This is a genomic window from Sphingomonas sp. RS6 (assembly GCF_054489705.1).
Genome location: NZ_JBTMWM010000001.1, coordinates 505,808 through 528,961 on the forward strand (window position 1 = coordinate 505,808; position 23,154 = coordinate 528,961).

The 23,154-nt window shown below is 67.1% G+C and carries 23 protein-coding genes; 15 read left to right on the forward strand and 8 right to left on the reverse strand.

The genetic code is table 11. The features are described 5' to 3' along the window. The first annotated feature begins 226 nt into the window (after positions 1–226). From ACX40Y_RS02360 to ACX40Y_RS02390, 7 genes are all read left to right on the forward strand, one after another. Positions 227–1,018, forward strand: a complete 792-nt coding sequence (locus ACX40Y_RS02360) for a TerC family protein (RefSeq protein WP_459117924.1) — start codon at positions 227–229, stop codon at positions 1,016–1,018. A gap of 31 nt (positions 1,019–1,049) precedes the next feature. Further along, positions 1,050–1,670 (forward strand): ribonuclease D, encoded by a 621-nt coding sequence (locus tag ACX40Y_RS02365; RefSeq protein WP_459117925.1) that lies wholly within the window; start codon positions 1,050–1,052, stop codon positions 1,668–1,670. 47 nt (positions 1,671–1,717) lie between these two features. Then, positions 1,718–2,365 (forward strand): LPS export ABC transporter periplasmic protein LptC, encoded by a 648-nt coding sequence (gene lptC / locus ACX40Y_RS02370; protein ID WP_459117926.1) that lies wholly within the window; start codon positions 1,718–1,720, stop codon positions 2,363–2,365. Beyond that, a complete protein-coding gene (locus ACX40Y_RS02375; RefSeq protein ID WP_459117927.1) occupies positions 2,362–2,925 on the forward strand; it encodes an LptA/OstA family protein in 564 nt (187 codons plus the stop codon). The genes lptC and ACX40Y_RS02375 overlap by 4 nt, the downstream gene beginning before the upstream one ends. 123 nt (positions 2,926–3,048) lie before the next feature. Then, positions 3,049–3,825 carry an LPS export ABC transporter ATP-binding protein gene (gene lptB / locus ACX40Y_RS02380; protein WP_459117928.1) on the forward strand — a complete coding sequence of 259 codons (777 nt, stop codon included), beginning with the start codon at positions 3,049–3,051 and terminating at the stop codon, positions 3,823–3,825. A gap of 5 nt (positions 3,826–3,830) precedes the next feature. Continuing rightward, positions 3,831–5,357 carry an RNA polymerase factor sigma-54 gene (gene rpoN / locus ACX40Y_RS02385; RefSeq protein ID WP_459117929.1) on the forward strand — a complete coding sequence of 509 codons (1,527 nt, stop codon included), beginning with the start codon at positions 3,831–3,833 and terminating at the stop codon, positions 5,355–5,357. After that, positions 5,357–6,199 carry an endonuclease/exonuclease/phosphatase family protein gene (locus tag ACX40Y_RS02390; protein ID WP_459117930.1) on the forward strand — a complete coding sequence of 281 codons (843 nt, stop codon included), beginning with the start codon at positions 5,357–5,359 and terminating at the stop codon, positions 6,197–6,199. Before rpoN ends, ACX40Y_RS02390 begins: the two co-directional genes overlap by 1 nt. A gap of 7 nt (positions 6,200–6,206) precedes the next feature. On the opposite strand, the gene ACX40Y_RS02395 is transcribed toward ACX40Y_RS02390, so the two are convergent. The 3 genes from ACX40Y_RS02395 to ACX40Y_RS02405 form a co-directional block, all read right to left on the reverse strand. Further along, positions 6,207–6,680 (reverse strand): hypothetical protein, encoded by a 474-nt coding sequence (locus ACX40Y_RS02395; protein WP_459117931.1) that lies wholly within the window; start codon positions 6,678–6,680, stop codon positions 6,207–6,209. Positions 6,681–6,750: 70 nt separating this feature from the next. Beyond that, positions 6,751–7,365, reverse strand: coding sequence for an SOUL family heme-binding protein (locus ACX40Y_RS02400; RefSeq protein ID WP_459117932.1), 615 nt, complete (start codon positions 7,363–7,365; stop codon positions 6,751–6,753). Between the two features lie 13 nt (positions 7,366–7,378). After that, positions 7,379–8,374, reverse strand: coding sequence for a ligase-associated DNA damage response exonuclease (locus ACX40Y_RS02405; RefSeq protein ID WP_459117933.1), 996 nt, complete (start codon positions 8,372–8,374; stop codon positions 7,379–7,381). 82 nt (positions 8,375–8,456) lie between these two features. Between ACX40Y_RS02405 and ACX40Y_RS02410 the strand changes: the two genes are divergently transcribed. From ACX40Y_RS02410 to ACX40Y_RS02425, 4 genes are all read left to right on the forward strand, one after another. Then, entirely contained in the window at positions 8,457–8,642 is a 186-nt protein-coding gene (locus ACX40Y_RS02410; RefSeq protein WP_459117934.1) for a hypothetical protein, read from the forward strand. 77 nt (positions 8,643–8,719) lie between these two features. After that, complete coding sequence (locus tag ACX40Y_RS02415; protein ID WP_459117935.1) at positions 8,720–11,131, forward strand: ligase-associated DNA damage response DEXH box helicase; 2,412 nt, start codon at positions 8,720–8,722, stop codon at positions 11,129–11,131. 78 nt (positions 11,132–11,209) lie between these two features. Then, on the forward strand, positions 11,210–12,208 hold the full coding sequence (locus ACX40Y_RS02420; RefSeq protein WP_459117936.1) for a retroviral-like aspartic protease family protein: 999 nt from the start codon (positions 11,210–11,212) through the stop codon (positions 12,206–12,208). A 51-nt stretch (positions 12,209–12,259) separates the two neighbouring features. Beyond that, entirely contained in the window at positions 12,260–13,693 is a 1,434-nt protein-coding gene (locus tag ACX40Y_RS02425; RefSeq protein ID WP_459117937.1) for a mannitol dehydrogenase family protein, read from the forward strand. Between the two features lie 7 nt (positions 13,694–13,700). Here ACX40Y_RS02425 and ACX40Y_RS02430 read toward each other — a convergent pair whose 3' ends face one another. The 4 genes from ACX40Y_RS02430 to ACX40Y_RS02445 form a co-directional block, all read right to left on the reverse strand. Next, the gene (locus ACX40Y_RS02430) at positions 13,701–14,798 is read right to left on the reverse strand and encodes an ATP phosphoribosyltransferase regulatory subunit (RefSeq protein ID WP_459117938.1); all 1,098 of its coding nucleotides are present in this window, start codon (positions 14,796–14,798) and stop codon (positions 13,701–13,703) included. Next, on the reverse strand, positions 14,795–15,184 hold the full coding sequence (locus ACX40Y_RS02435) for an endonuclease domain-containing protein (RefSeq protein WP_459117939.1): 390 nt from the start codon (positions 15,182–15,184) through the stop codon (positions 14,795–14,797). The genes ACX40Y_RS02430 and ACX40Y_RS02435 overlap by 4 nt, the downstream gene beginning before the upstream one ends. A 60-nt stretch (positions 15,185–15,244) precedes the next feature. Beyond that, positions 15,245–16,822: a phosphoglycerate dehydrogenase gene (gene serA, locus ACX40Y_RS02440; protein ID WP_459117940.1), complete on the reverse strand. Its 1,578-nt coding sequence runs from the start codon at positions 16,820–16,822 to the stop codon at positions 15,245–15,247. A 144-nt stretch (positions 16,823–16,966) separates the two neighbouring features. Continuing rightward, positions 16,967–18,124, reverse strand: coding sequence for a phosphoserine transaminase (locus ACX40Y_RS02445; protein WP_459117941.1), 1,158 nt, complete (start codon positions 18,122–18,124; stop codon positions 16,967–16,969). A 232-nt stretch (positions 18,125–18,356) separates the two neighbouring features. Here ACX40Y_RS02445 and ACX40Y_RS02450 point away from each other — a divergent pair, with 232 nt between their 5' ends. From ACX40Y_RS02450 to ACX40Y_RS02460, 3 genes are all read left to right on the forward strand, one after another. Further along, positions 18,357–19,727: an ADP-ribosylglycohydrolase family protein gene (locus ACX40Y_RS02450; RefSeq protein WP_459117942.1), complete on the forward strand. Its 1,371-nt coding sequence runs from the start codon at positions 18,357–18,359 to the stop codon at positions 19,725–19,727. A 114-nt stretch (positions 19,728–19,841) separates the two neighbouring features. After that, positions 19,842–20,522, forward strand: coding sequence for an extensin family protein (locus ACX40Y_RS02455; RefSeq protein ID WP_459117943.1), 681 nt, complete (start codon positions 19,842–19,844; stop codon positions 20,520–20,522). A gap of 39 nt (positions 20,523–20,561) precedes the next feature. After that, positions 20,562–21,437: an LOG family protein gene (locus ACX40Y_RS02460; RefSeq protein WP_459117944.1), complete on the forward strand. Its 876-nt coding sequence runs from the start codon at positions 20,562–20,564 to the stop codon at positions 21,435–21,437. Positions 21,438–21,488: 51 nt separating this feature from the next. On the opposite strand, the gene ACX40Y_RS02465 is transcribed toward ACX40Y_RS02460, so the two are convergent. Beyond that, positions 21,489–22,157, reverse strand: a complete 669-nt coding sequence (locus tag ACX40Y_RS02465; protein WP_459117945.1) for a c-type cytochrome — start codon at positions 22,155–22,157, stop codon at positions 21,489–21,491. Between the two features lie 104 nt (positions 22,158–22,261). Here ACX40Y_RS02465 and ACX40Y_RS02470 point away from each other — a divergent pair, with 104 nt between their 5' ends. Further along, positions 22,262–23,152 carry a prephenate dehydratase gene (locus ACX40Y_RS02470; protein ID WP_459117946.1) on the forward strand — a complete coding sequence of 297 codons (891 nt, stop codon included), beginning with the start codon at positions 22,262–22,264 and terminating at the stop codon, positions 23,150–23,152. The last annotated feature ends 2 nt before the right edge of the window (positions 23,153–23,154 follow it).

Below are 23,154 nucleotides of genomic sequence, written 5' to 3' on the forward strand. Positions count from 1 at the left end.
CTTCCCGGTTCGCCCTAGTAACCAACCAAAACCCGAGCGCCGGACGAAAAACGCAGGTCTTCCGGCACTAACATAGCGCCATAAAGCTGTTCATAACCCAAAAACGCGGGAGGCGCGAACAAATTTCCACGAGCCGTTATCATTGCGGCATCAAAGTGTCCGGCGGGCAACGATGCGATGCCAGGCGGCTTGCGGCGCGGACCGGCGCAGGGCAGTTTCCCCACCCATGGACACCATCGCCGCACTGCTCGCCAGCCCCGCCGCCTGGGCCGCACTCGCCACGCTGATCGTGCTCGAAGTCGTGCTGGGAATCGACAATCTGATCTTCATTTCGATCCTGTCGAACAAGCTGCCGGAGGGACAGCGCGAGCGCGTTCGCCGAGTCGGGATCTCGCTGGCGCTGATCATGCGACTCGCGCTGCTCGGATCGCTGGTGTGGATCACCCGGCTGACCGCGCCGGTGATCGATCTCGGCATCCGCATCATCGGCGAGGACGGGCGGCCGGCGATGGAGACCGCCTTTTCGGTGCGCGACCTGATCCTGATCGCCGGCGGCATGTTCCTGGTGTGGAAGGCGACGACCGAAATTCACCACAATGTCGATCCCGCGGCGAAACAGGAAACGAGCGTCGCAGCCGGCGCGGCGGCCGGCTTTGGCGCCGTACTCGTCCAGATCCTGCTGCTCGATCTGGTCTTTTCGATCGATTCGATCCTCACGGCGGTGGGCATGTCGGACGATCTGCCGGTGATGATCGCCGCCGTCGTCGTCGCCGTGCTGGTGATGCTGCTGGCGGCGAACCCGCTCGCCGACTTCATCGCCCGCAACCCGAGCGTGGTGATGCTGGCGCTGGGCTTTCTGCTGATGATCGGCGCGGTGCTGATCGCCGACGGATTCGGCGTGCATGTGCCCAAGGGCTATATCTATTGCGCGATGGCGTTTTCCGCCGGTGTCGAGACGCTGAACCTGCTCGCGCGAAAAAACAGCGCGAGGCGCGGCGAATCGAGCGGTAAGCATTGAGATGGTGCGACAAGCCGTCTAGTCGAACGGCATGGCTGTCCATTTCCACGAAGAAGACCTGCCCGAGAACGTGTTCGCGCCGGGCGCCGCGATTGCCGTCGACACCGAGACGATGGGGCTCGTCACGCCCCGCGACCGGCTCTGCGTCGTCCAGCTGTCCGACGGGTCGGGCGACGAGCATCTGGTTCGGTTCGGGCCGCGCTCCAACTATGCCGCGCCGAACCTGCGCGCCGTGCTGGCCGATCCCGAGCGCGTGAAGCTCTATCATTTCGCGCGCTTCGATCTTGCCGCGATCCGCTTCTACCTCGGCGTGACGGCGGCACCGGTCTATTGCACCAAGACCGCATCGCGGCTGGTGCGCACTTACACCGATCGCCACGGGCTGAAGGAACTGGTGCGCGAACTGCTCGGCGCCGAGATTTCGAAGCAGCAGCAATCGTCGGACTGGGGCGGCCCCGAGCTCAGCGAGGCGCAGCGCGACTATGCCGCATCGGATGTGCGGCACCTGCACGCGCTGAAGGAAGAGCTCGATCGCCGCCTCGAGCGCGAGGGCCGCACCGACCTGGCGCAGGCGTGCTTCGATTTCCTTCCCTGGCGCGCCGAACTGGATCTGGCCGGCTGGCCGGAGGTCGACATCTTCGCGCATGTCTGATCGCGCCTGCCTTGTCGGGGGCGGTCCGCGCCCCCACAAAGGCTTGCATGTCTGAGATTGCCACCCGTCTTCGCGCGCAACGCCGTTCCTGGGCCCATCCCGGGAGCAGCCACGATCGCGTCATCCGCATCTCGATGATCGCGCTGCCGATCGGAATCGGCGTGCTCGCGGCGTTCCTCGTCACCGCCCCGCTATTCATGGGCGGCGACGTCAGCTTCGTGCTCGACAAGAACAAGGTCGCGCTTTCGCCCGAACGGCTGCGGATCGAATCGGCCGAGTATCGCGGCGAGGACAGCAAGGGCCAGGCATTCGCGCTGTTCGCCGGCTCTGCCGTGCAGAAAAGTTCGGCCGAACCCGTGGTCCAGCTGCGCGACCTGCAGGCGCGAATCACGCTGACCGAGGGGCCGGCGACGCTCGACGCCGATCGCGGCCGCTATGACATGGACACGCAGAAGGTGGCGATCGACGGCCCGATCCATTTCCAGACGGCCGATGGCTATGTTCTCAACACCACCGGCGCGGTGCTCGATCTCAAGACACGCAAGCTGCAGAGCGGCGGTGGCGTGAAGGGAAATACACCGAGCGGAACGTTCAGCGCGGATCATATGTCGGCCGATCTGGCGGCTCGAACCGTGACACTGGACGGCAATGCGCGCTTGCGGATGAACCCGAAGCGCGCAAATAGGCAGCCATGACCCGACGTCCCGCCCTGTTCGCCCTCGGGCTCGCGCTCGCCTGCGCCGCCGCCCCGGCCGCTGCCCAGACGCGGCACGACACCAACGCGCCGATCGATGTCGCGTCGAACCATATCGAGATCCAGGATCGCGCAAACCGGGCGCTCCTGACCGGCAGCGTCGTCATCACCCAGGCGAACATGACGCTGAAAGCGGATCGCGTGACGGTGACCTATACCGGTTCGCTGACCGACGGTTCGCCCCAGGCATCGCGGCTCGATGCCGCCGGTAGCGTGACGGTGACGCGGCCGGATCAGAATGCCAGGGCACAATATGCCGTCTATGACGTCGATCGCCGCGTGATCACGATGGTGGGCGGCGTCACGCTGAACCAGGCCGGCAACACCGTGTCGGGCGGCCGTCTGTCGATCAATCTCGACACTGGCCGCGCGACGATCGACGGATCGGGTGTCGCGGGTGCGGGCGGCGCGGGCCAGTCGAACGTGCAGAATCAGGGCGGCCGCGTGACCGGCCGTTTCTCGGTCCCCAAACGCGATTCGTCGTCATCGCAGAACCAGTAGCGCGCGTCTTTACGCCGATTCGGCAGGGCAACCCCTTTTCACGGCACGATTTCTCATGCAGGAATCCTGCAATCGTTCATCGGGGGACGGGGACGATGCCGAGTTCACCCAGCAGGAGCCGTCATGACGGACACCGCCATGCTTGAAGTCCCGGCCGCCGATCCCGCCCCGCTGCCTGATCGCGGGCTCGCGGTGGTGTCCATCGCCAAGTCCTATGACAAGCGGACGGTGCTCACCGACGTGTCGGTTTCGGTCGGGCGCGGCGAGGTGGTCGGCCTGCTCGGCCCAAACGGCGCCGGCAAGACGACCTGCTTCTATTCGGTGATGGGGCTGGTGAAGCCCGACAGCGGCCGCATCATGCTCGATGGCGAGGACATTACCCGGCTGCCGATGTATCGCCGCGCGATCCTGGGCCTCGGCTATCTGCCGCAGGAGACGTCGATCTTCCGGGGCCTCTCGGTCGAAAAGAACATCCTGGCCGTGCTCGAACTGGCCGAGCCCAATCGCGATGCCCGGCAGGCGCGGCTCGACCAGCTGCTCGACGAATTCGGCCTGACGCGCCTGCGCAGCTCGCCTGCGATGGCGCTGTCGGGCGGCGAGCGGCGCCGTGCGGAAATCGCCCGCGCACTCGCCGCAAACCCGACGATCATCCTGCTCGACGAGCCGTTCGCGGGCATCGATCCGATCTCGATCGCAGATATCCGCGATCTCGTCATCCAGCTTCGCGAACGCGGCATCGGCGTGCTGATCACCGATCACAATGTTCGCGAGACGCTGGAAATCGTCGATCGCGGCTACATCATCTATGACGGCCGCGTGCTGTTTGCAGGGTCACCGGCAGATCTCGTCCGTGACGAGAATGTCCGCCGGCTCTATCTCGGCGAAAGCTTCTCGCTCTAGCGCCGATGAGCCTCGCGCCACGCCTCGATCTGCGGCAGTCGCAATCGCTGGTCATGACGCCGCAGCTCCAGCAGGCGATCAAGCTGCTCGCGCTGTCGAACCTAGAGGTCGAGACGTTCATTGCCGAAGAGATCGAGCGCAACCCGTTGCTGGAGGCGCAGGGCGGCGATGATGCGGGCGGCGATATTGCCCTTGCCGGCGATTCGGATCACGATGGCGATTCCGATCGCGTGCGTGACGGCCCCGCCGATGCCAGCGAGCTGATCGTCGGCGGCGGCGAGGCGGCGGGCGAAGCCGCGCTCGATGTCGATCTGGGCGCCGAGACGTTCCACCATGACTCGCCGAGCGACGCGATCGGCGGGCTCGACGGCGGGCTGGGCCTGAACGGCACGAGCTCCGGCGGATCATCCGAAGACGGACCGGATTTCGACAATCTCGGCAGCAGCACGACGAGCCTGGCCGACCATCTGCTTGCACAGGCCGGGGCGAGCATCGCCGGGCCGGACCTGTTCATCGCGCAGCATCTGATCGATCAGATCGACGAATGCGGCTACCTGACCGTGCCGCTGCGCGAGATCGCCGATCGGCTGGCGGTGCCGCTGGCGCGAGTGGAGGCAGTGCTCGGCACCATCCAGACGTTCGATCCCACCGGCGTCGGCGCGCGCAACCTCGCCGAATGCCTGGCGCTCCAGGCCAAGGAGGCCGATCGCTACGATCCGTGCATGGCGCGGCTGATCGACAATCTGGAACTGGTCGCCCGCGGCGATCTCGCCCGGCTGCGGCGGCTGTGCGACGTCGATGACGAGGATCTGGCGGACATGATCCGCGAGCTGCGCAACTATGATCCCAAGCCCGGCTGTCGCTATGGCGGCGATCCGGTGCAGGCGGTGACGCCGGACCTGTTCGTCGCGCGACGCGGCGGCGGCTGGGCGATCGAGATCAACGCCGCGACGCTTCCCCGGCTGCTGGTCAACCGCAGCTATTATGCCGAGGTATCGGCGGGCAAGCAGGACAAGGCGAGCAAGGCCTGGCTGTCCGACATGCTGGCCAGCGCCAACTGGCTGGTGAAGGCACTTGACCAGCGCCAGCGCACGATCATCAAGGTCGCAACCGAGATCGTGAAGCAGCAGGAAGGCTTTTTTCTGAAGGGCGTCGCCCATCTTCGCCCGCTGACGCTGCGCCAGGTGGCGGATGCGATCGAGATGCACGAATCGACCGTGAGCCGCGTCACCAGCAACAAATATCTCAGCTGTGCGCGCGGACTGTTTGAACTGAAATATTTCTTCACTAGCGCGATTCAGTCGGCCGATGGCGGCGAGGCGGTGTCAGCAGAGGCGGTGAAGAGCGCGATTCGTGCGCTGATCACCGCCGAGGACCCGAAGAAGATCCTGTCGGACGACACGCTGGTCGAGATGCTCAACGCCAAAGGCTTCGACATCGCCCGGCGGACGGTCGCGAAATACCGCGAGGCGATGGGCATCGGCAGTTCGGTGCAGCGCCGGCGGCAAAAGGCTCTCGAAGGGACGGGTTGATGGTGCGTTTCTGGCGGTTGTTCGTGGCGGTCGCCGCATTGTTGGCCTGTGCGCCGGCATGGGCGCAGGCCGCGCCCGAGCTGACTGTGATGAGCCTCAACATCCGCTATCCGAGCCCCGATGACGGGCCGGACCTGTGGGAGAAGCGCCGCGCGCTGGCGATCGCGACGATCCGGGCCGAGGCGCCCGATCTGATCGGCACGCAGGAACTGTTCCAGCGGCAGGGCAACGACATCGTCGCAGCACTACCCGATTATGGCTGGTTCGGCACCGACCGGCGCGGCGGCCATGCCGACGAGCATATGGGGATCTTCTATCGCCGCGACCGGCTGAAGATCGTCGAGACGGGCGAATTCTGGCTATCCGATACGCCCGAAATTCCCGGCAGCATCAGTTGGGGGCATCCGCTGCCGCGCATGGTGAACTGGGCCGTGTTCGAAACGAAGGACGGGCACCGGTTCCGCTTCTACGACACGCATTTTCCTTATCGCGACGAGGATGGCGCCGCCCGGGAGAAAGCGGCGGCGCTGATCGTCGAGCGGATTGCCACAGACGCAGGCAACCTGCCGGTGATCGTCACCGGCGATTTCAACGCGACGCCGGACAGCGCGCCGCACGCGATCCTGACCGCCGCGCTGGCCGATGCGTGGCTGAGCGGCGCCAAGCGCCAGGGGCCGGACTTCACCTTTCACGGCTTCACCGGCAAGGGCGATCGCCGCATCGACTGGATCCTGACGCGCGGCGTGACGGTCGAATCGATCCGCACCGTCGATGCGCATCGCGGCGCGCGCTACCCCAGCGATCATTTCCCCGTGGTGGCGCGGCTCCGCCTCGACCGCTGAGCCGGCGTTACTTCGAGAGATCGAGCGCGCCGCTGTCCATCATCAGCTTCACCAGCGCGCCCATATCGACATATTGGACGATCCCCGCAAAGGTGCCCAGCACCGCCGGATCGGACATCAGATCGACCATCGCGCTTTCGCCGAGCTGACCAAAGGCCGACTGCATGCCATTGGGGCCGCCCGCTTTCAGCGCGCCCAGGGCTTCCGCGCGGCAATCGGTGGTGAGCAGCCGGTTGATGACGCGGCCGGCGCCACGCATCGTCTCGGTGCGCTGCGCCTCGGTGACCTGCGACAGATCCTTGACCGATTCGCTGCCCGCGATGCCGGCGAAGATCCACCGCACCAGCGTCGTGCGATCGGCCTTGCTGGTATGCGCCTTTAGGCAAGCCGACAGGGCGGGATTGGTCTGCGCCTGCGCAGGCAACGCCGCGCTAAGCGCGGCGGCGGTGACGGCGATCAGCGCAAAAGGTCGAATCGGCAATTCAGGCACTCCAGCGACATTGGATCGCCGACGCTATGGCACCCGCCGAAGCCGCGCAACCGGCCGAACGTCAGGCGGCGGGCAGCGCGATCATCACTTCGTTGCGGCGAAGCGGCCCAGGGATGAAGGGCGAGTTGTAAAAGGCATATTCCGCCGCCCCGCCCTGAAGCCCGCGCGCGGCCAGCCAGCGCCGCAATTCGGCCTCGCGGCTGGCGAGCATGGCATCGTTGACCGTACCGGAAAACCGCAGCACGGCGACGCGCCGTGCCGGCCGCCGGGCGAGATCGACATTGTCCGCCGGCTTCGGCAGCGTCGCCAGCGTGAATTTCGACGGCATCACGAACTGGGTGCGCCAGCTGCCGTCCTGCTCGCTGCTCAGCACCGGCGCGGTCATCGCGATCTTGTCGCCGCCGCGGCCGCCATTGCCGCCGCGCCGCTTGGCGAAAATGTAATCGGCCAGCCGGCTGAAACCGGCATTGAGCGCCGCGTCGCGCGTGCCGATCGCGCGGGTTTCGGCGACGATCAGTTCGGGATAGTCGCGGATCTCGAATGCGCCGTCCTTCTCGACCAGCGTGAACGGCGGCTGCTCGCTCGCCCGTTCGAACAGATAATAGGCGGTGGCGCCGGCAACGAGCGTGCCACCCAATAGGCCCCCTACCCAGCCCCAGGTCTTGCGGTTCGCCATCAATCGATCTCCCTCAATCATCTTCGTCTTCGAATCCGGCCAGATCGAGCGCGCGGGCGCGCACCTGGCGCAGGCGGCACCAATGCACCAGCGCATCCTCGCGGCCATGCGTCACCCACACTTCGCGCGGCGCGATCTCCTCGATCGTCCGGGTCAATTCATCCCAATCGGCATGGTCGGACAGGATCAGCGGCAGCTCGACATTGCGCTGGCGTGCACGCTGGCGGACCCGCATCCAGCCGCTGGCCATTGCGGTGATCGGATCGGGCAGGCGCCGCGACCAGCGGTCGTTGAGCGCGCCGGGCGGACACAGGATGATGCGGCCCGCCAGTTCCTGCTTGCTCGCGCCAGTCGCAGGCCGCAGCTCGCCCAGCGCCACGCCGTGTTCGGCGTAAAGGTCGCAAAGCGATTGCAGCGCGCCGTGGATATAGATCGGATCGTCGAAGCCCATGCCGCGCAGTTCGGCGATCACGCGCTGCGCCTTGCCGAGCGCATAGGCGCCGACGAGCACGCAGCGTTCGGGCTCGGTGCGCAGCGCGGCGAGCAGCTTGTCGATCTCGTCGCGCGTCTCCGGGTGGCGAAAGACCGGAAGCCCGAACGTCGCCTCGGTGACGAAAACGTCGCACGGCACCGGCTCGAACGGCGCACAAGTAGGGTCCGGGCGGCGCTTGTAATCGCCCGAGACGACGATCCGCTCGCCGGCATGGTCGAGCACGATCTGCGCCGATCCGAGCACATGGCCGGCCGGCACGAAGCCGATGTCGATCGGCCCCTGCCTGATGGTTTCGCCATAGCCGACGGCGTGTCCGTTCTGCGGGCCATATCGCGCGCCCATGATCGCGAGCGTTTCGGGCGTCGCCCAAACCTCGCCATGCCCGCCCCGGGCATGATCGGCATGGCCATGCGTGACGATCGCGCGCGCCACCGGCCGGCACGGATCGATCCATGCATCCGCCGCGGGCAGATAAATGCCTGTCGGATCCGGAGTAAGCCAATCGCCGAGCGCCATGACCGGGATATTGGGGGCGCCACACCGGATCGAAAGAGGGGCGCCCTCGTTATCGAAGGAGGCAGGCGAGAGGAAACCCGTGATGGACTTTTCGACCATCCAAGGGCTGATGGTGGTGATCGGCCCGATCGTCCTCGCGCTCGTGCTGGCCTGGGCGGTGATACGCAACAAGCGATCGCGGCGCGACATGGGCAGGACCGAAGATGCCACGCGCCGCAACTATGACGCGCATGACGCCGCCGATCGACAGCGACGCGACGAGCATTGATCGTCGCCCGGCATAGCGGCGAGGCCGGAGCGATCGCCCGCTCCCCTTTTGAAGTCCATATCCCTACATAGAGTGCCGTGGCCGCCAATCTCCCCGCCCCGCTCTCAACCTGGTTCGATGCACGCGGGTGGGCGCCCCGGCGGCACCAGCTCGACATGCTGGCAGCGGCGCGCGCCGGACGCCACGCGCTACTCGTCGCCCCGACGGGTGCGGGCAAGACGCTGTCCGGCTTCCTGCCTACGCTGGCCGAGTTGATCGAGGCGCCGGCCGAGGGGCTCCACACGCTCTACATCTCGCCGCTCAAGGCCCTGGCGGTGGACGTGCAGCGCAACCTGCTGACGCCGATCGAAGAGATGGGGCTCCCGATCCGGGTGGAAACCCGCACCGGCGACACCCCGCACGAAAAGAAGGTCCGCCAGCGCGCCCGGCCGCCGCAGGTGCTGATGACCACGCCCGAATCGCTCAGCCTGCTGCTGTCCTATGAGGACAGCCTGACGATGTTCGCCGGGCTGAAGACGGTGGTGATCGACGAGATCCACGCCTTCGCCACTGGCAAGCGCGGCGACCTGCTGGCGCTGGCGCTCGCCCGGCTGGAGCGGCTGGCGCCGGGTTTTCGCCGGGTCGGCCTGTCTGCGACCGTAGCGGACCCGGATGGCTACCGCGCCTGGCTGGCGCCCTATGGCGACATCGATTCGGTGGCGCTGGTGCAGGGGGAGAAGGGCGCCGATCCCGACATCGCCATCCTGCTGCCCGAGGGCCGCGTGCCCTGGGCCGGGCATTCGGGCGTCTATGCCATCCCGCAGGTGATGGCGGAGATCGAGACGCACAAGACGACGATCGTCTTCTGCAACACCCGCGGCCTTGCCGAACTCGTCTTTCAGCAATTGTGGAAGGTCAACGAGCTCAAGCTGCCGATCGGTGTGCATCACGGCAGCCTCAGCCTGGAGGCGCGGCAAAAGGCCGAGCAGGCGATGGCGGACGGTCGGCTGCGCGCGCTGGTGGCTACCGCCAGCCTCGATCTCGGGGTCGACTGGGGCGATGTCGATTGCGTGATCCAGATGGGCGCGCCCAAGGGATCGTCGCGGCTGCTCCAGCGGATCGGCCGCGCCAACCACCGGCTCGACGAGGCCAGCGAGGCGGTGCTGATCCCCGGCAATCGATTCGAATATCTGGAGGCGCGCGCGGCGCTGGATGCGGTGGAGGCCGGCGAGCTGGACCCGGACATCTTCCGCCCCGGCGCGCTCGACGTGCTCGCCCAGCATGTGATGGGCTGTGCCTGCGCCGCGCCCTTTCTCGCGGCTGACATGCTGCAGGAGGTGCGTGCAGCATTGCCCTATTCGGCGCTGAGCGAGGAGGTGTTCGATCGCGTCCTGAACTTCATCGCCGATGGCGGCTATTCGCTTCGCGCCTATGACAAGTTCAAGCGGCTGACGCAGGGCAAGGACGGCGTCTGGCGCGTCACCCAGCCCCAGTTTGTCGCGCAACATCGGCTCAATGCCGGCATCATCGTCGAAGCGCCGATGCTGGAGGTGCGGTTCAAGAACGGCAGACGGCTGGGCAAGGTGGAGGAGGGGTTCGCCGCCGCGCTCTCCCCCGGCGACACCTTCTTCTTTGCCGGGCTCGCGCTGGAGGTGGAGCGGGTGGAGGCGACCGACCTGATCGTTCGCGCCACCGCCAAACAGGCGCGGGTGCCGAGCTATATGGGCGCGCGGCTCGCGATCACCGCCAATCTCGCCGATCGCGTGCGGGGGTTCCTGTTCGATCGCGGGCAATGGGCACGCTTTCCGGTGGACGTGCGCGAATGGCTGGAGACGCAGGACCGCCGCTCGGCGCTTCCCGCGCCCGGCCAGCTGCTGGTCGAGACCTTTCCGCACGAAGGCCGCCACCACATGGTCGTCTACAGCTTCGAAGGCTGGAACGCGCACCAGTCGCTTGGCATGCTTGTGACGCGGCGGATGGAGGCGATGGGGCTGAAGCCGCTCGGCTTCGTCGCCAACGACTATGCGCTGGCGGTGTACGGGCTGGAGAAGATCGTCGATCCCCGCCCGCTGTTTTCGCCCGACATTCTGGAGCATGAGTTCGTCGACTGGGTGCAGGGCTCGGCGCTGCTCAAGCGCGCGTTTCGCGAAGTCGCGATCATCGGCGGGCTGGTGGAACGCCAGCATCCCGGCAAGAAGAAGACCGGGCGGCAGGTCACCTTCTCCACCGACCTGATCTATGACGTGCTGCGCAAATACGAACCCGATCACCTGTTGCTGCGCGCCGCCTGGGAGGATGCCCGCGCGAAGATGACCGATGTGGGCCGGCTTGCGCGGCTGCTCGATGAAGCCGGCGACCGGATGCTCCATGTCGATCTGGAGCGGGTGACCCCCTTGGCGGTCCCTGTCCTGATCATGATCGGACGCGAATCGGTGGCGCAGGGCACGACTGAGGACGCGCTTCTCGAAGAAGCCGAAGCAATTGCGACAGAAGCGATGCGGCTGGACTAGCCGTTCCCGCCAAGACGACACGGCCGGTGCTTGATGTGCGCAATTGCTGCGCAGTCGAATCGGGTGTAACTTGCAGTCATGGTCGGCGTATTTCACTTGCTCGGTTACGCGCTTCTGCCGCTTGGCCTGACGACGAGCACGCCCGACCCGCAGGCCATTGCCGCCGCGAAGCAGCCGATTCCCGAGATCGACCTGTTGCTGAGCGAGAGCAGCGCCCGGCTGACCGTGCCGGTGGCGGTCGGCACCAATGGCCCCTATCCGTTCATCATCGATACCGGCGCGCAGCGCACCGTCGTGTCGCGGGAACTGGCGGGCGCGCTTGCCCTTGTCGCGGGCAAACCGATCATGCTGACGTCGATGACCGGGACGAGCATCGTCCCGACCGTGATCGTGCCCGATCTGGCGATCCAATCGATCGGCAAGTCGCACCGCGTGATCGCGCCCTCGCTCGCGGCGAGCGACCTGGGCGCGGCGGGGCTGCTCGGCATCGACACGCTGGGCGATCATCAGGTGACGATCGATCTCGACGCCGGCATCATGACGGTGCGGCCGAGCGAGGCGCGCAAGCGTCGCGAGAAGCGGGACCGCGATGAAATCATCGTCGTCGCCAAGGACGTGTTCGGCCAGCTGATCGTCACCGACGCCTATTACCGCAACATTCGCATCCAGGTGGTGCTCGACACCGGATCGCAGGTGACGATGGGCAATTCGGCCCTGCGCCGGCGGATCGGCAACCGGCTGGGCAAGGTTCAGCCGATTCGGCTGACCAGCGTCACCGGCGACACCGCGACCGCAGACTACACCACCGTGCCCGATCTGCGCGTCGGCCCGATCATGTTCGGTTCGATGCCCGTCGCGTTCGCCGATGTCGAGCCATTCAAGCGGTTCGGGCTGACCAAGCGGCCGGCGCTGCTGCTGGGGATGGATGCGATGCGCAGCTTCCGCCGTGTCGAGATCGACTTTGCCAACCGCGAGGTGCGCTTCCTGGTCCCGCGCGACACGCCCAGCCACGGCCCCGACTGGCGGGCGCCGCTGATTCCCGGATCACAGGGCGCGTCGTCGACAAAGACACTGTGAACAGGCCCGGTTCGCATTGACTTCGCGGGCGGCGGCTGATTGATCGCCGCCATGACGACGCTCTCACGCAACACGCTGGCCGGGCTGCCCGCCGGAATCCTTCGCCCCGGACACCAGCCGGACGCGATCCGCACCGGCATCGTCCATTTCGGCCCGGGCGCCTTCCACCGCGCGCATCAGGCGGCCTTTGTCGATCGCGTGCTCGACCATGATCCCCGATGGGGCATCGCCGCGGTTTCGCTGCGCAGCGGATCGACCACCGACGCGCTGAAGGCGCAGGACGGGCTCTACACGCTGGCCGTGATCGATCGCGAACCGGCGACGCGCATCATCGCCGCGCACTCGGAGGCGATCGGGCCAGGCGAAGGCGCCCGGCTGCGCGCGCTGCTCGCCAGCCCGGAGGTGCGGATCGCCACCAGCACGGTGACCGAAAAGGGCTATTGCCTGGGCGGCGACGGCACGCTCGACATGAACCATCCGGACATCGTGCACGATCGCGCCCGCCCCGCCGAGCCGGCGAGCGTTATCGGCTGGATCGTCGCGGGCCTCGCCGATCGTCGTGCCGCAGGCGTCGCGCCGTTCGCGATGCTGTGTTGCGACAACATGACCGGCAACGGCGCCAAACTCCGCGCCGCGTGCGTCGCGCTCGCGCGCGAATGGGATGCGGGCCTGGCCGACTGGATCGGCGCCGACATCGCCTTCCCCGATTCGATGGTCGATTCGATCACGCCGGCAAGCGATGCGGCGTTCCTCGCCCGGATCGCAGGCGAGCTCGGCGTCGCGGACAGGGCGGCGGTACAGCGCGAACCGTTCACCCAATGGGTGCTCCAGCGATTCGACATGGCCGATGGACCGGACCTGGCCGCGGCGGGCGTCACGCTAACCAGCGATGTTCGCGGCTATGAACAGGCCAAGCTGCGCATCCTGAACGGCAGCCATTCGAGCCTCGCCTATATCGGCCTCGCGCTCGGCCATGAGACCGTGTTCGAGGCGATGTCGGACGCGGCGCTTGGCGGCTTCGTCACGCGGCTCGCGCATCAGGACATTGCGGCCTCGCTCGGCACGGTCGATGGGCTCGACATACCCGGCTATGTCGACGCGGTGCTGGGCCGCTTCCGCAACCCGGCAATCCGCCACCTGCTGTCGCAGATCGCCTGGGACGGTTCGCAGAAGCTGCCCTACCGCCTGCTCGATACCACCGCCGAGGTGCTCGACGCCGGGCGTCCGGTCACGCGGCTGGCGGTGCCGGTCGCGGCATGGATACATTTCCTCGCGACCAGGGCGCGCGCGGGCGAGACGATCACCGATCCGCTGGCCGATGTGCTGGCGGCGGCGGCGACGGCGAGCGATCCGCTCGACGCGGTGCTGGCGCTGCGCCAGGTGTTTCCGGCGCGACTGGCCGGGGATTCACGTTACCGCGCGGCGCTGGCCGACGCGATCGCTGCGATCGAGGGCGGTCGGCTGACCGCGCTGCTCGCGGCCTGATCCGCCGTCAAAGCGGGGCGGGTTCGCCGTCCCGCAGCACATGGCTGCACAGCTGCGCCTCGGGCGTGTCGTCCGCCTCGAGCGCGGCGACCGTCACCCAGCCTTGGGCCCTGAGCGCCGCCCCGATGGCCGCATCGGTGCCGTACGGCAGGAACAGGCGGCGCCGCTCGCTGCCGCCGAGCCCCGCGTCGAGGATCGGATCGGCATAGAGCGAGAAGCCGACCGCCGGCTCCTCGCGGCCGCCGTCATGCACCACGGTATAGCTGCCGCCGCGCCCGATCTCGCCGCGCACGCCGCGCGCGAAGATCGAGAAGCCGAGCCAGGTCTGATATTCGAATCCGTGCCGCTCGGTCGGGTCGAGCGTCAGCGCGACGCCCGCCGGGATGCTCGCGGCGATGGTCGCCAGCCCTTCGATCCGGCTGGCCAGCGCGCTGTGGGCGTCGCTGGCGCGCAGCTTCGCCATCGCCGTCTCGAAAGGGCCGGCGGCCTCGATCAGCGGCAGATAGTTCGGATCGATCGCGGCGACGCCGCCCGCATCCTTGGCATCCAGCCGGTCACGCAGCCGCGTCATCGTCTCGCGCGGCAGCGTGCCGCCCGCGAGCGTGTCGACCAGATCGGGCAGGGTGAAGTCGATCGCCAGCCCCTCCACGCCCGCCGATTGCAGCGCCTCGATCGCGACGCGGACGATTTCGGTGGCGGCCGCGACACTGTCCAGCCCGATCAGCTCGCAGCCGATCTGGCGCATCGCACGGCGCGGATCGAGCGCGGGCGCCTTGAGCTTGAGCACCTGCCCCGCATAGCAGAGCCGCACCGGGCGCGGATGATGCCCCATGCGGGTGGCGGCGATGCGGCCGACCTGCGCGGTGAGATCGGGCCGGATCGCCAGGCTGCGCTGCGACACAGGATCGACGAAGCGAACCGCATCGCGCACCGCGCCGACCTTGAGCCGTGTCGCCAGTTCGTCGACGAATTCGGCGAGCGGCGGATCGACCTGTTCATAACCATAGAGCCGCGCGAGCCCGAGCACGCGCGTCTCCAAGCGGGCAGCCGCATCGGCGGCGGGCGGCAGGCGATCGTGAAAGCCTTCGGGGAGGAGTCCGGTCAAAAGCCCTCTCCCCTCTGGGTAGAGGGTTGGGAGAGGGGCATATCCGCGAGCGTTAGCGCGATCCTTTGCGCCACCCCTTCCAAGTTGCTCCCGACTTCGTAGTTCGTGAACCGAATCACCCGATACCCCTGATGTTCCAACCACGCCGTGCGGCGCGCATCCTTCGCTTGGCACAGCGCATGCGTGTCACCGTCGATTTCGATGACCAGCTTGCGCGAGCGCGCGACGAAATCGGCGATATAGGGTGCGATCACGACTTGGCGAGCGAATTTGACGCGCTCGAACCGCCTGGCGCGGAGGATCGACCACATGGCGGTCTCGGTGGGGGTGGGGTTGGCGCGCATCTGTCTGGCGCGGGCCGGCAACAAGGCGTTTGTCTGCGGCATCCCCGACTGCCCCTCTCCCAACCCTCTCCCCGAAGGGGAGAGGGCTTTTAGAGTAGCAGCTTAGAACGCGAGCGCCATCGCGGTCTTCACACCCGGCAGGGCGCGGACCGTTGCCAGCAGCGATTCATCGACCGCGCCGTCGACCGAGAGCAGCAGCACCGCCTCGCCGCCCGCCGAACGGCGGCCGAGATGGAAGGTGCCGATATTGACGCCCGCCTCGCCCAGCGAGGTGCCGAGCCGACCGATAAAGCCCGGCGCGTCCTCGTTGACGATGTAGAGCATGTGGCCGGCGAGATCGGCCTCGACCTTGATGCCGAACAGCTCGACGAGACGCGGCGAGGCGTTGCCGAACAGCGTGCCCGCGACCGAACGGTCGCCGCTCTGGGTGCCGACGGTCACGCGGACCAGCGTGTGATAATCGCCTTCGCGATCGTGCCGCACCTCACGGACATCGAGCCCGCGTTCCTTGGCGAGGAATGGCGCATTGACCATGTTCACCGTATCCGAATGGACGCGCATCAGCCCGGCGAGCACCGCGCTGGTGATCGGCTTCTGGTTGAGTTCGGCGGCGGCCCCTTCAACCTCGATGGCGATGCTGTTGAGTTCGCCATGGGCGAGCTGCCCCACCAGGCTGCCCAGCTTCTCGGCCAGCGCCATATACGGCTTCAGGCGCGGGGCTTCCTCGGCCGACAGGCTCGGCACGTTGAGCGCGTTGGTAACGCCGCCCGAGACGAGATAATCGGCCATCTGCTCGGCGACCTGGATCGCGACATTGACCTGCGCCTCGTTGGTCGATGCGCCCAGATGCGGGGTGGAGATGAAATTGGGCGTGCCGAACAGCGGCGATTCCTTCGCCGGCTCCTGGACGAACACGTCGAGCGCGGCGCCACCGATATGGCCGCTGTCGAGCCCTTCCTTGAGCGCCGCTTCGTCAATCAGTCCGCCGCGCGCGCAGTTGATGATTCGCACGCCGCGCTTCGTTTTGGCGAGGTTCTCCGCCGACAGGATGTTGCGCGTCTGATCGGTCAGCGGCGTGTGCAGCGTGATGAAATCGGCGCGCAGCAGCAGATCGTCGAGCGTCATCTTCTCGACCCCCATCTCCAGCGCACGCTCTGGCGTGAGGAAGGGATCATAGGCGATCACCTTCATCTTCAGGCCGATCGCGCGGTCCGCGACGATCGAGCCGATATTGCCCGCGCCGATCAGGCCCAGCGTCTTGCCCGTCAGCTCGACGCCCATGAAGCGGTTCTTTTCCCACTTGCCGGCCTGGGTCGAGGCATCGGCCTCGGGCAGCTGGCGGGCGAGCGCGAACATCAGCGCGATGGCGTGCTCGGCAGTGGTGATCGAGTTGCCGAACGGGGTGTTCATCACCACCACGCCCTTGGCCGAGGCGGCGGGGATGTCGACATTGTCGACGCCGATGCCGGCGCGGCCGATCACCTTCAGGTTGGTCGCATGCTCGAGAATGTCCTTGGTGACCTTGGTCGAGCTGCGGATGGCAAGGCCGTCATATTCGCCGATGATCGCCTTGAGCTCGTCCGGCGTCTTGCCGGTGATCTCGTCGACCTCGACGCCGCGCTCGCGGAAGATCTGCGCGGCCTTGGGATCCATCTTGTCGGAAATCAGTACCTTGGGCATGGAATTGCTCCTGCTTCACTCCCTCTCCCCCCGGGGAGGGCTGGGGAGAGGGGGAATGTGTCTTGAACCGGAAACGTCTGGGGAGAAGGCGAAGTCCTGCCCCTCTCCCAACCCTCTCCCCGGTGGGGAGAGGGCGTTAGGGGATCAGCCCGCCTTGGCGGTGGCGTAGGCCCAGTCGAGCCAGGGGCCGAGCGCCTCGATATCGGCGGTGTCGACGGTGGCACCACACCAGATGCGCAGACCAGCCGGCGCGTCGCGATAGCCGGCCACGTCATAGGCCGCGCCTTCCTTCTCGAGCAGGCCGGCGAACTTCTTGATGAAGTCGGCATCGGCGCCGTCGACGGTGAGGCACACGCTGGTGCGCGAGCGGATCGCGGGATCCTCGGCGAGATGGCCCAGCCAGTCGCGCTCCGCCACGATCTTGTCGAGCGCGGCGGCATTGGCGTCCGAACGGGCGATGAGCCCCTCGGCGCCGCCCAGGCCCTTGCCCCATTCGAGCGCGAAGATCGCGTCTTCCACCGCGAGCATCGACGGCGTGTTGATCGTCTCGCCCTTGAACACGCCCTCGGCGAGCTTGCCCTTGGAGACGAGGCGGAACACCTTCGGCAGCGGCCAGGCCGGCGTGTAGGTTTCGAGACGCTCGACCGCGCGCGGACCGAGGATCAGCACGCCGTGCGCGCCCTCGCCGCCCAGCACCTTCTGCCAGGAGAAGGTGGCGACGTCGATCTTGTCCCAGGGCAGGTCGTAGGCGAACACCGCCGAGGTGGCGTCGGCGAAGCTCAGGCCCTGGCGATCGTCGGCGATCCAGTCGCCGTTCGGCACGCGCACGCCCGAGGTGGTGCCGTTCCAGGTGAACAGCACGTCGTTCGACCAGTCGACCGCGTTCAGATCGGGCAGCTGGCCATAATCGGCGCGCAGCACGGTAGGATCGAGCTTGAGCTGCTTGACCGCATCGGTGACCCAACCCTCGCCGAAGCTCTCCCAGGCGAGCGTGGTGACGGGCCGTGCACCCAGCATCGTCCACATCGCCATTTCGAAGGCGCCGGTATCCGAGCCGGGCACGATGCCGATACGGTGCGTGTCCGGCAGGCGGAGCAGCTCGCGCATCAGGTCGATGCAATATTGGAGACGGGTCTTGCCCAGCTTCGAGCGGTGCGAGCGGCCGAGCGACTCGATAGCGAGCTTCTCGGGCGACCAGCCGGGGGGCTTGGCGCAGGGGCCGGAGGAAAAATAGGGACGCGCCGGTTTGGTGGCGGGCTTCGCAGGCGCAAGGGTGGCGTCGGCGGCAGTCAAATCAGTCATGTAGACTCTCCTCACAGAGAGCACGCGCGGCGTTGGGACCGCGTGGCCCGTCGACGGCCCTAGCGGCGGCGGCGGACAAGTCAATGGGGTCGGGGCTTCGCGACCGACGCGGCGAGGCACGGCGCGCTCGCTTTTCGAGCCCGGATCGCTCGGCTAAAGCCTCGCGCGCAAAGGGGGGAAGGCGAAGCAAGCGGGGCAAGGCGCCCCCGCCACCCCGGCTTGAGGAGAGAGAATGCCGCGCCGCCTGCTATTGCCTGCCCTGCCCATGTTCCTGGCCGCCTGCGCCGCGGCCGGTCAGACACCCGCACCCCGCGCGACGGCAGCGCAGGCGGCGACGATCGCGATCGATCGCGGCGGCTACGCGCGCCGGATGGAAGGGTTCTGGCTGGGCGAGAGCGTCGCCAACTGGACCGGGCTCGTCACCGAGATGGACAAGATCGGCGGCGACGGGCCGCACGGCAGATTCTACACCCGCGAAGACTGGGGCAAGCCCGACCAGCCGAGCATCTTCGACGAAGGCAAGCCCAGCCCGATCTCGCCGACCATCGATTTCGTGCTGCGCCGGCCGGGCGAAAGCTGGGGCGCGGACGACGATACCGACATCGAATATATCTATCAGGATGCGCTGCTGAAATATGCGACCAGCGTGCTCACGCCGCAGCAGATCCGCCAGGCCTGGATCGACCATATCTATGACGAAAAACAGCCGACGCCCTATGGCACGGACGAGACCGGCTATCAGAACTATCTCTGGGTTTCGAACCAGCGCGCGCACGAGCTGATGCTGGCCGGGACACTGCCGCCCGACACCTCAGACCCCAGGCTGAACCCGCATGGCGACATGATCGACGCCCAGCTGTCGACCGAGATTTTCGGCCTGTTCGCCCCCGGCCGCCCGGACGTCGCGCTGCGCATGGCGGACCTGCCGATCCGCACCGTCGCGCGCGGGGAAGCGGCCGACATCGCGCGCTTCCATGTCGTGCTCCACGCCTTGTCCGCCAATGTGGATCCGGCGCGTCCGCTGGGGCCGCAATTGCGCGACATCGCGGCAAAGGCCAGCCGGGTGCTTCCCGAGGGCGGCTATCCGCTGGCGATGTACCGCTTCGTGCTCGGACAATATGAGCGTGGCGCGAGCTGGGAAGAGGCACGCGACGCGGTCTACCGGCGCTATCAGCTCGACATGACCGATGGCTACGACATCTCGGCGCGCGGGCTCTATTGCAATGGCTGCTTCGCCGCGGGCATCAATTTCGCCGCCGGGCTGGTCAGCTACTTCTATGGCGAGGGCGATCTGCGCGAGACGATCCGGATCGGCACGCTGGCCGGCTGGGATTCGGACAATCCCACCGCGACCTGGGGCGGACTGATCGGATCGATCATCGGCCGCGAGGGTATCGAGGCCGCGTTCGGCACGCCGCTTTCCGGCACCTTCTACATCCACCGCACGCGCAAGGGCTTCCCGAACGGGGGCTATGACGATTTCGCCGCGATGGGCGAACGCAGCCTGGCGATCGTCGACCGCGCCGTGACCGAGGAGGCCGGCGGCCATATCGATCGCGCGGCCAACCGCTGGATCATCCCGCTGCCGCAAAGCTACGAGTAATCGCCGCCGGCGGTTGTTCCCGACGGTGGAGACGCATGGGCGTGCGGGGGCATCCCAGGTGCAGCGAGGTGCCCCCTTCCCCCGCACGCCCAAAAGCCGCTAGGCTGCGCGCCCATGCCCAGTTTGCGTATCCTGGCGTTGGCTTTGCCGCTGTTGCTTTCCGCCTGCCTGTTCGGCGGTGGCGACGGGGACAAGCGCCCTGCCCCGATCCGGCCGCGGCAGTCCGGCCCGATTACCTTGAACGGGCCGACCCCGCGCGAGACGCAGCAATGCTTTACCGATCTGTCGCGCGCAGGCGTGCGGTTCAGCCCCTTGCCCGATCGCGATTATGGCGGCGGCTGCCTGTTGCTCGGAACGGTTCAGCTGCTCGACATCGGCGTGCCGGTGACGGGGATCAAGGCGATGCGCTGCGAACTGGCGCGGGCATTCAACGGCTGGGTTCGCTTTGCGGTCGCGCCGGCCGCGCGCCAGATCCTGGGCAGCGATCTGGTCAGGATCGAAACCTTCGGCACCTATTCGTGCCGCGGCATCGTCGGGAACCCCGGATCGGCGACCAAGCTGTCCGAACATGGCCTCGCCAATGCCGTCGACGTTTCGGGCTTCGTGCTGCGCGACGGGCGGCGGATCACGCTGGTCGGCGACTGGCGATCGAACGACCCGGCGGTGCGGCGCTTTCTCGAGACGATCCACGATTCGGCGTGCAAGCGGTTCCGCACCGTGCTCAGCCCCAACTACAATGCCGCGCACCGCGATCATTTCCACTTCGACATGGGGCGCGGGCCTTTCTGCGCTTGATGCTTTGCAAGTCGTGCAGATGCGCCTAATCCGGCGCGGATGAGTGACACGAGAGTCCCGTCGCGCGTCTTCCGCCCCGCCCAGCAGGAGGCCGAGACCGCCAACACCGCCACCGGCACGCCGCAGACCGAGCATCCCGCTTATCGCCTCGCCTTTCAGGACATGGATTTCCTGCTGCGCGAGGATCTGCGACCGATCCGCTTCCAGCTCGAGCTGCTCAAGCCGCAGCTGATGTTCGAGGAGGCGAACATCGCCTCGACCTTCGTCATCTATGGCTCGGCGCGCATTCCCGAGCCGGCCAAGGCCGAATCGGTGATGGCGCTGGCCGAAACCGACGAGCAGAAGCGGATCGCCGAACGGCTGGTCGCCAAATCGAAATATTACGACGTTGCCCGCCGGCTGGGCCAGCTGGCGAGCAACTTCCCGCTCGATGCGAACGGCAAGCGCCATTTCGTCGTCACCTCGGGCGGCGGCCCTTCGATCATGGAAGCCGCGAATCGCGGCGCACGCGACGTGGGCGCCGAAACGGTGGGGCTCAACATCGTACTGCCGCACGAACAGGCGCCGAATCCCTATGTGACGCCGGGCCTGAGCATGCAGTTCCACTATTTCGCGCTGAGGAAGATGCACTTCCTGCTGCATGCGCGCGCGGTGGCGGTGTTCCCGGGCGGGTTCGGCACGTTCGACGAATCGTTCGAGCTGCTGACGCTTATCCAGACCGGCAAGATCGATCCGATTCCGGTGCTCTTCTATGGCAAGGAATTTTGGACGCGCGTCGTCAATTTCGAGGCGCTGTGCGAGGAAGGCGTGATCTCGCCCCGCGACCTCAAGCTGTTCCACTTCTGCGAAACCGCCGAAGAGGGCTGGGAAATCGTGCGCGAATTCTGGCGCAACAAGGAAGAAGCGGCCGACTAAACACCGGCGGCTGAGGCATGCGGCAGGGCCCGGCCCTGCCGCAAGCGGCGATCAGCGCTTTTCTTCGGCCTGCACCGCAGCCTGCGGATCCTCGGCAGGCGTGCCGGCGCCCGGCGTCGCCTGCTGGACGTTCACTTCAACCGCAGCGCCCTCGATCGCATTGCCTTCGCTCGCGGCGCCGGCTTCGGCGGCGGCGGGCGCGGCCGGGAGCGGCAGGTTCGATCCCTGCGCGTTGAGATAGAGGATCACGTTCGCGCGAACCTGCGGGTCGGCGATGCCGGCAAAGGTCATCTTGGTGCCGGGCGCAAACTTGCGCGGATTGGCGAGCCACGCATCCATCTTGTCGAAATCCCAGGTGCCGCCCACGCCCTTCAGCGCGTCGGAAAAGGCATAGCCGCCCTTGCCCTGGGCAATGCCCTCACCCAGCGTCGCATAGAGATTGGGGCCGATGCCGTTGGCGCCGCCCTGCGCGATGGTGTGGCACGACGCGCACTGCTTGAACGCATCGGCGCCCTTGCTGACATCGCCCGAGGCGAGCCGCACCGGAAGCGGCGCCACCGCGGCCGCACCGCCTGCCTCCGCCTCTTCGGCTTCGACGAAGTAGCCCGGCTTTTCCGGCGCTTCGGAATGGAAGATCATCCCGCTGGCGATCGACAGTCCGAGCGCGGCAATGCCCCCTGCCAGAGCCCAGCCCGCGATCGTATTGAAGCGACCGTCCATTATCCGCCCCCAAAAATGACTATTGCTCATCCTTTAGAGCGCGACGACGGCGAATGGCAAGCAGGCTTGCAGACGCGCGGTCGCGCGAGTAGCGCGCGCGGCTGATGGAGAATTTCGCCGCCCCCGCCCGACCGATCGTTGCCCAGATGCTGGCGGACGCCCAGAAGCACGTCGAACAGGCGGTCGCTTTTCAGGGCGCGCCGGGTGCGAATTCGCACGTCGCGGTGCGCGAGGCCTTTCCCGATGCGCTGCCGATGCCATGTTTTTCGTTCGAGGACGCGCTCGATGCCGTGAAGGACGGCCGCGCCGAACGCGCGATGATTCCGATCGAGAATTCGCTGCACGGCCGCGTCGCCGACATGCATTTCCTGCTGCCCGAATCGGGGCTGACGATCATCGGCGAACATTTCCTGCCGATTCGCCACACGCTGATGGGGCGAGGGCCGCTTGCCGGCGTGCGCGAGGCGATGAGCCATCCCCAAGCGCTGGGCCAGTGCCGCCACTGGCTGAAGGCGCAGGGAATCGCGCCGGTGGCCTATCCCGATACGGCCGGCGCCGCGGCGATGGTCGCCGAGCTGGACGATCCCGCGGTCGCAGCGCTCGCGCCCGAACATGCCGCGACGCTCTATGGCCTCGACGTGCTGGCGCGCGACATCGCCGATGCCGAGCACAACACCACGCGCTTCGTCATCCTCTCGCGCACCGCAGCCGCGATCACGGGCGACGGGCCGTTCATCACCACACTGATCTTCGAGGTGAAGAACATCCCCGCCGCGCTCTACAAGGCGCTGGGCGGATTTGCGACCAACGGCGTCAACATGACCAAGCTGGAAAGCTATCAGCGCGGCGCCAGCTTTGCCGCGACCGAATTCTACGCCGATGTGGTGGGCAGCCCCGATGATCCCGCCGTCGCCCGCGCGCTCGACGAGTTGCGCTTCCACACCAAATGGGTGCGGCTGCTGGGCACGTACACGCAGGCGCGCGCACGGCCCTGATC

Excerpts from the sequence above, each read along its gene's own strand:
- ACX40Y_RS02360 (WP_459117924.1), top strand. The coding sequence starts at position 227 with ATGGACACCATCGCCGCACTGCTCGCCAGCCCCGCCGCCTGGGCCGCA.
- ACX40Y_RS02365 (WP_459117925.1), top strand. The coding sequence starts at position 1,050 with ATGGCTGTCCATTTCCACGAAGAAGACCTGCCCGAGAACGTGTTCGCG.
- lptC (WP_459117926.1), top strand. The coding sequence starts at position 1,718 with ATGTCTGAGATTGCCACCCGTCTTCGCGCGCAACGCCGTTCCTGGGCC.
- ACX40Y_RS02375 (WP_459117927.1), top strand. The coding sequence starts at position 2,362 with ATGACCCGACGTCCCGCCCTGTTCGCCCTCGGGCTCGCGCTCGCCTGC.
- lptB (WP_459117928.1), top strand. The coding sequence starts at position 3,049 with ATGACGGACACCGCCATGCTTGAAGTCCCGGCCGCCGATCCCGCCCCG.
- rpoN (WP_459117929.1), top strand. The coding sequence starts at position 3,831 with ATGAGCCTCGCGCCACGCCTCGATCTGCGGCAGTCGCAATCGCTGGTC.
- ACX40Y_RS02390 (WP_459117930.1), top strand. The coding sequence starts at position 5,357 with ATGGTGCGTTTCTGGCGGTTGTTCGTGGCGGTCGCCGCATTGTTGGCC.
- ACX40Y_RS02400 (WP_459117932.1), bottom strand. The coding sequence starts at position 7,365 with ATGGCGAACCGCAAGACCTGGGGCTGGGTAGGGGGCCTATTGGGTGGC.
- ACX40Y_RS02405 (WP_459117933.1), bottom strand. The coding sequence starts at position 8,374 with ATGGCGCTCGGCGATTGGCTTACTCCGGATCCGACAGGCATTTATCTG.
- ACX40Y_RS02410 (WP_459117934.1), top strand. The coding sequence starts at position 8,457 with ATGGACTTTTCGACCATCCAAGGGCTGATGGTGGTGATCGGCCCGATC.
- ACX40Y_RS02420 (WP_459117936.1), top strand. The coding sequence starts at position 11,210 with ATGGTCGGCGTATTTCACTTGCTCGGTTACGCGCTTCTGCCGCTTGGC.
- ACX40Y_RS02425 (WP_459117937.1), top strand. The coding sequence starts at position 12,260 with ATGACGACGCTCTCACGCAACACGCTGGCCGGGCTGCCCGCCGGAATC.
- ACX40Y_RS02435 (WP_459117939.1), bottom strand. The coding sequence starts at position 15,184 with ATGCCGCAGACAAACGCCTTGTTGCCGGCCCGCGCCAGACAGATGCGC.
- serA (WP_459117940.1), bottom strand. The coding sequence starts at position 16,822 with ATGCCCAAGGTACTGATTTCCGACAAGATGGATCCCAAGGCCGCGCAG.
- ACX40Y_RS02445 (WP_459117941.1), bottom strand. The coding sequence starts at position 18,124 with ATGACTGATTTGACTGCCGCCGACGCCACCCTTGCGCCTGCGAAGCCC.
- ACX40Y_RS02450 (WP_459117942.1), top strand. The coding sequence starts at position 18,357 with ATGCCGCGCCGCCTGCTATTGCCTGCCCTGCCCATGTTCCTGGCCGCC.
- ACX40Y_RS02455 (WP_459117943.1), top strand. The coding sequence starts at position 19,842 with ATGCCCAGTTTGCGTATCCTGGCGTTGGCTTTGCCGCTGTTGCTTTCC.
- ACX40Y_RS02460 (WP_459117944.1), top strand. The coding sequence starts at position 20,562 with ATGAGTGACACGAGAGTCCCGTCGCGCGTCTTCCGCCCCGCCCAGCAG.
- ACX40Y_RS02465 (WP_459117945.1), bottom strand. The coding sequence starts at position 22,157 with ATGGACGGTCGCTTCAATACGATCGCGGGCTGGGCTCTGGCAGGGGGC.
- ACX40Y_RS02470 (WP_459117946.1), top strand. The coding sequence starts at position 22,262 with ATGGAGAATTTCGCCGCCCCCGCCCGACCGATCGTTGCCCAGATGCTG.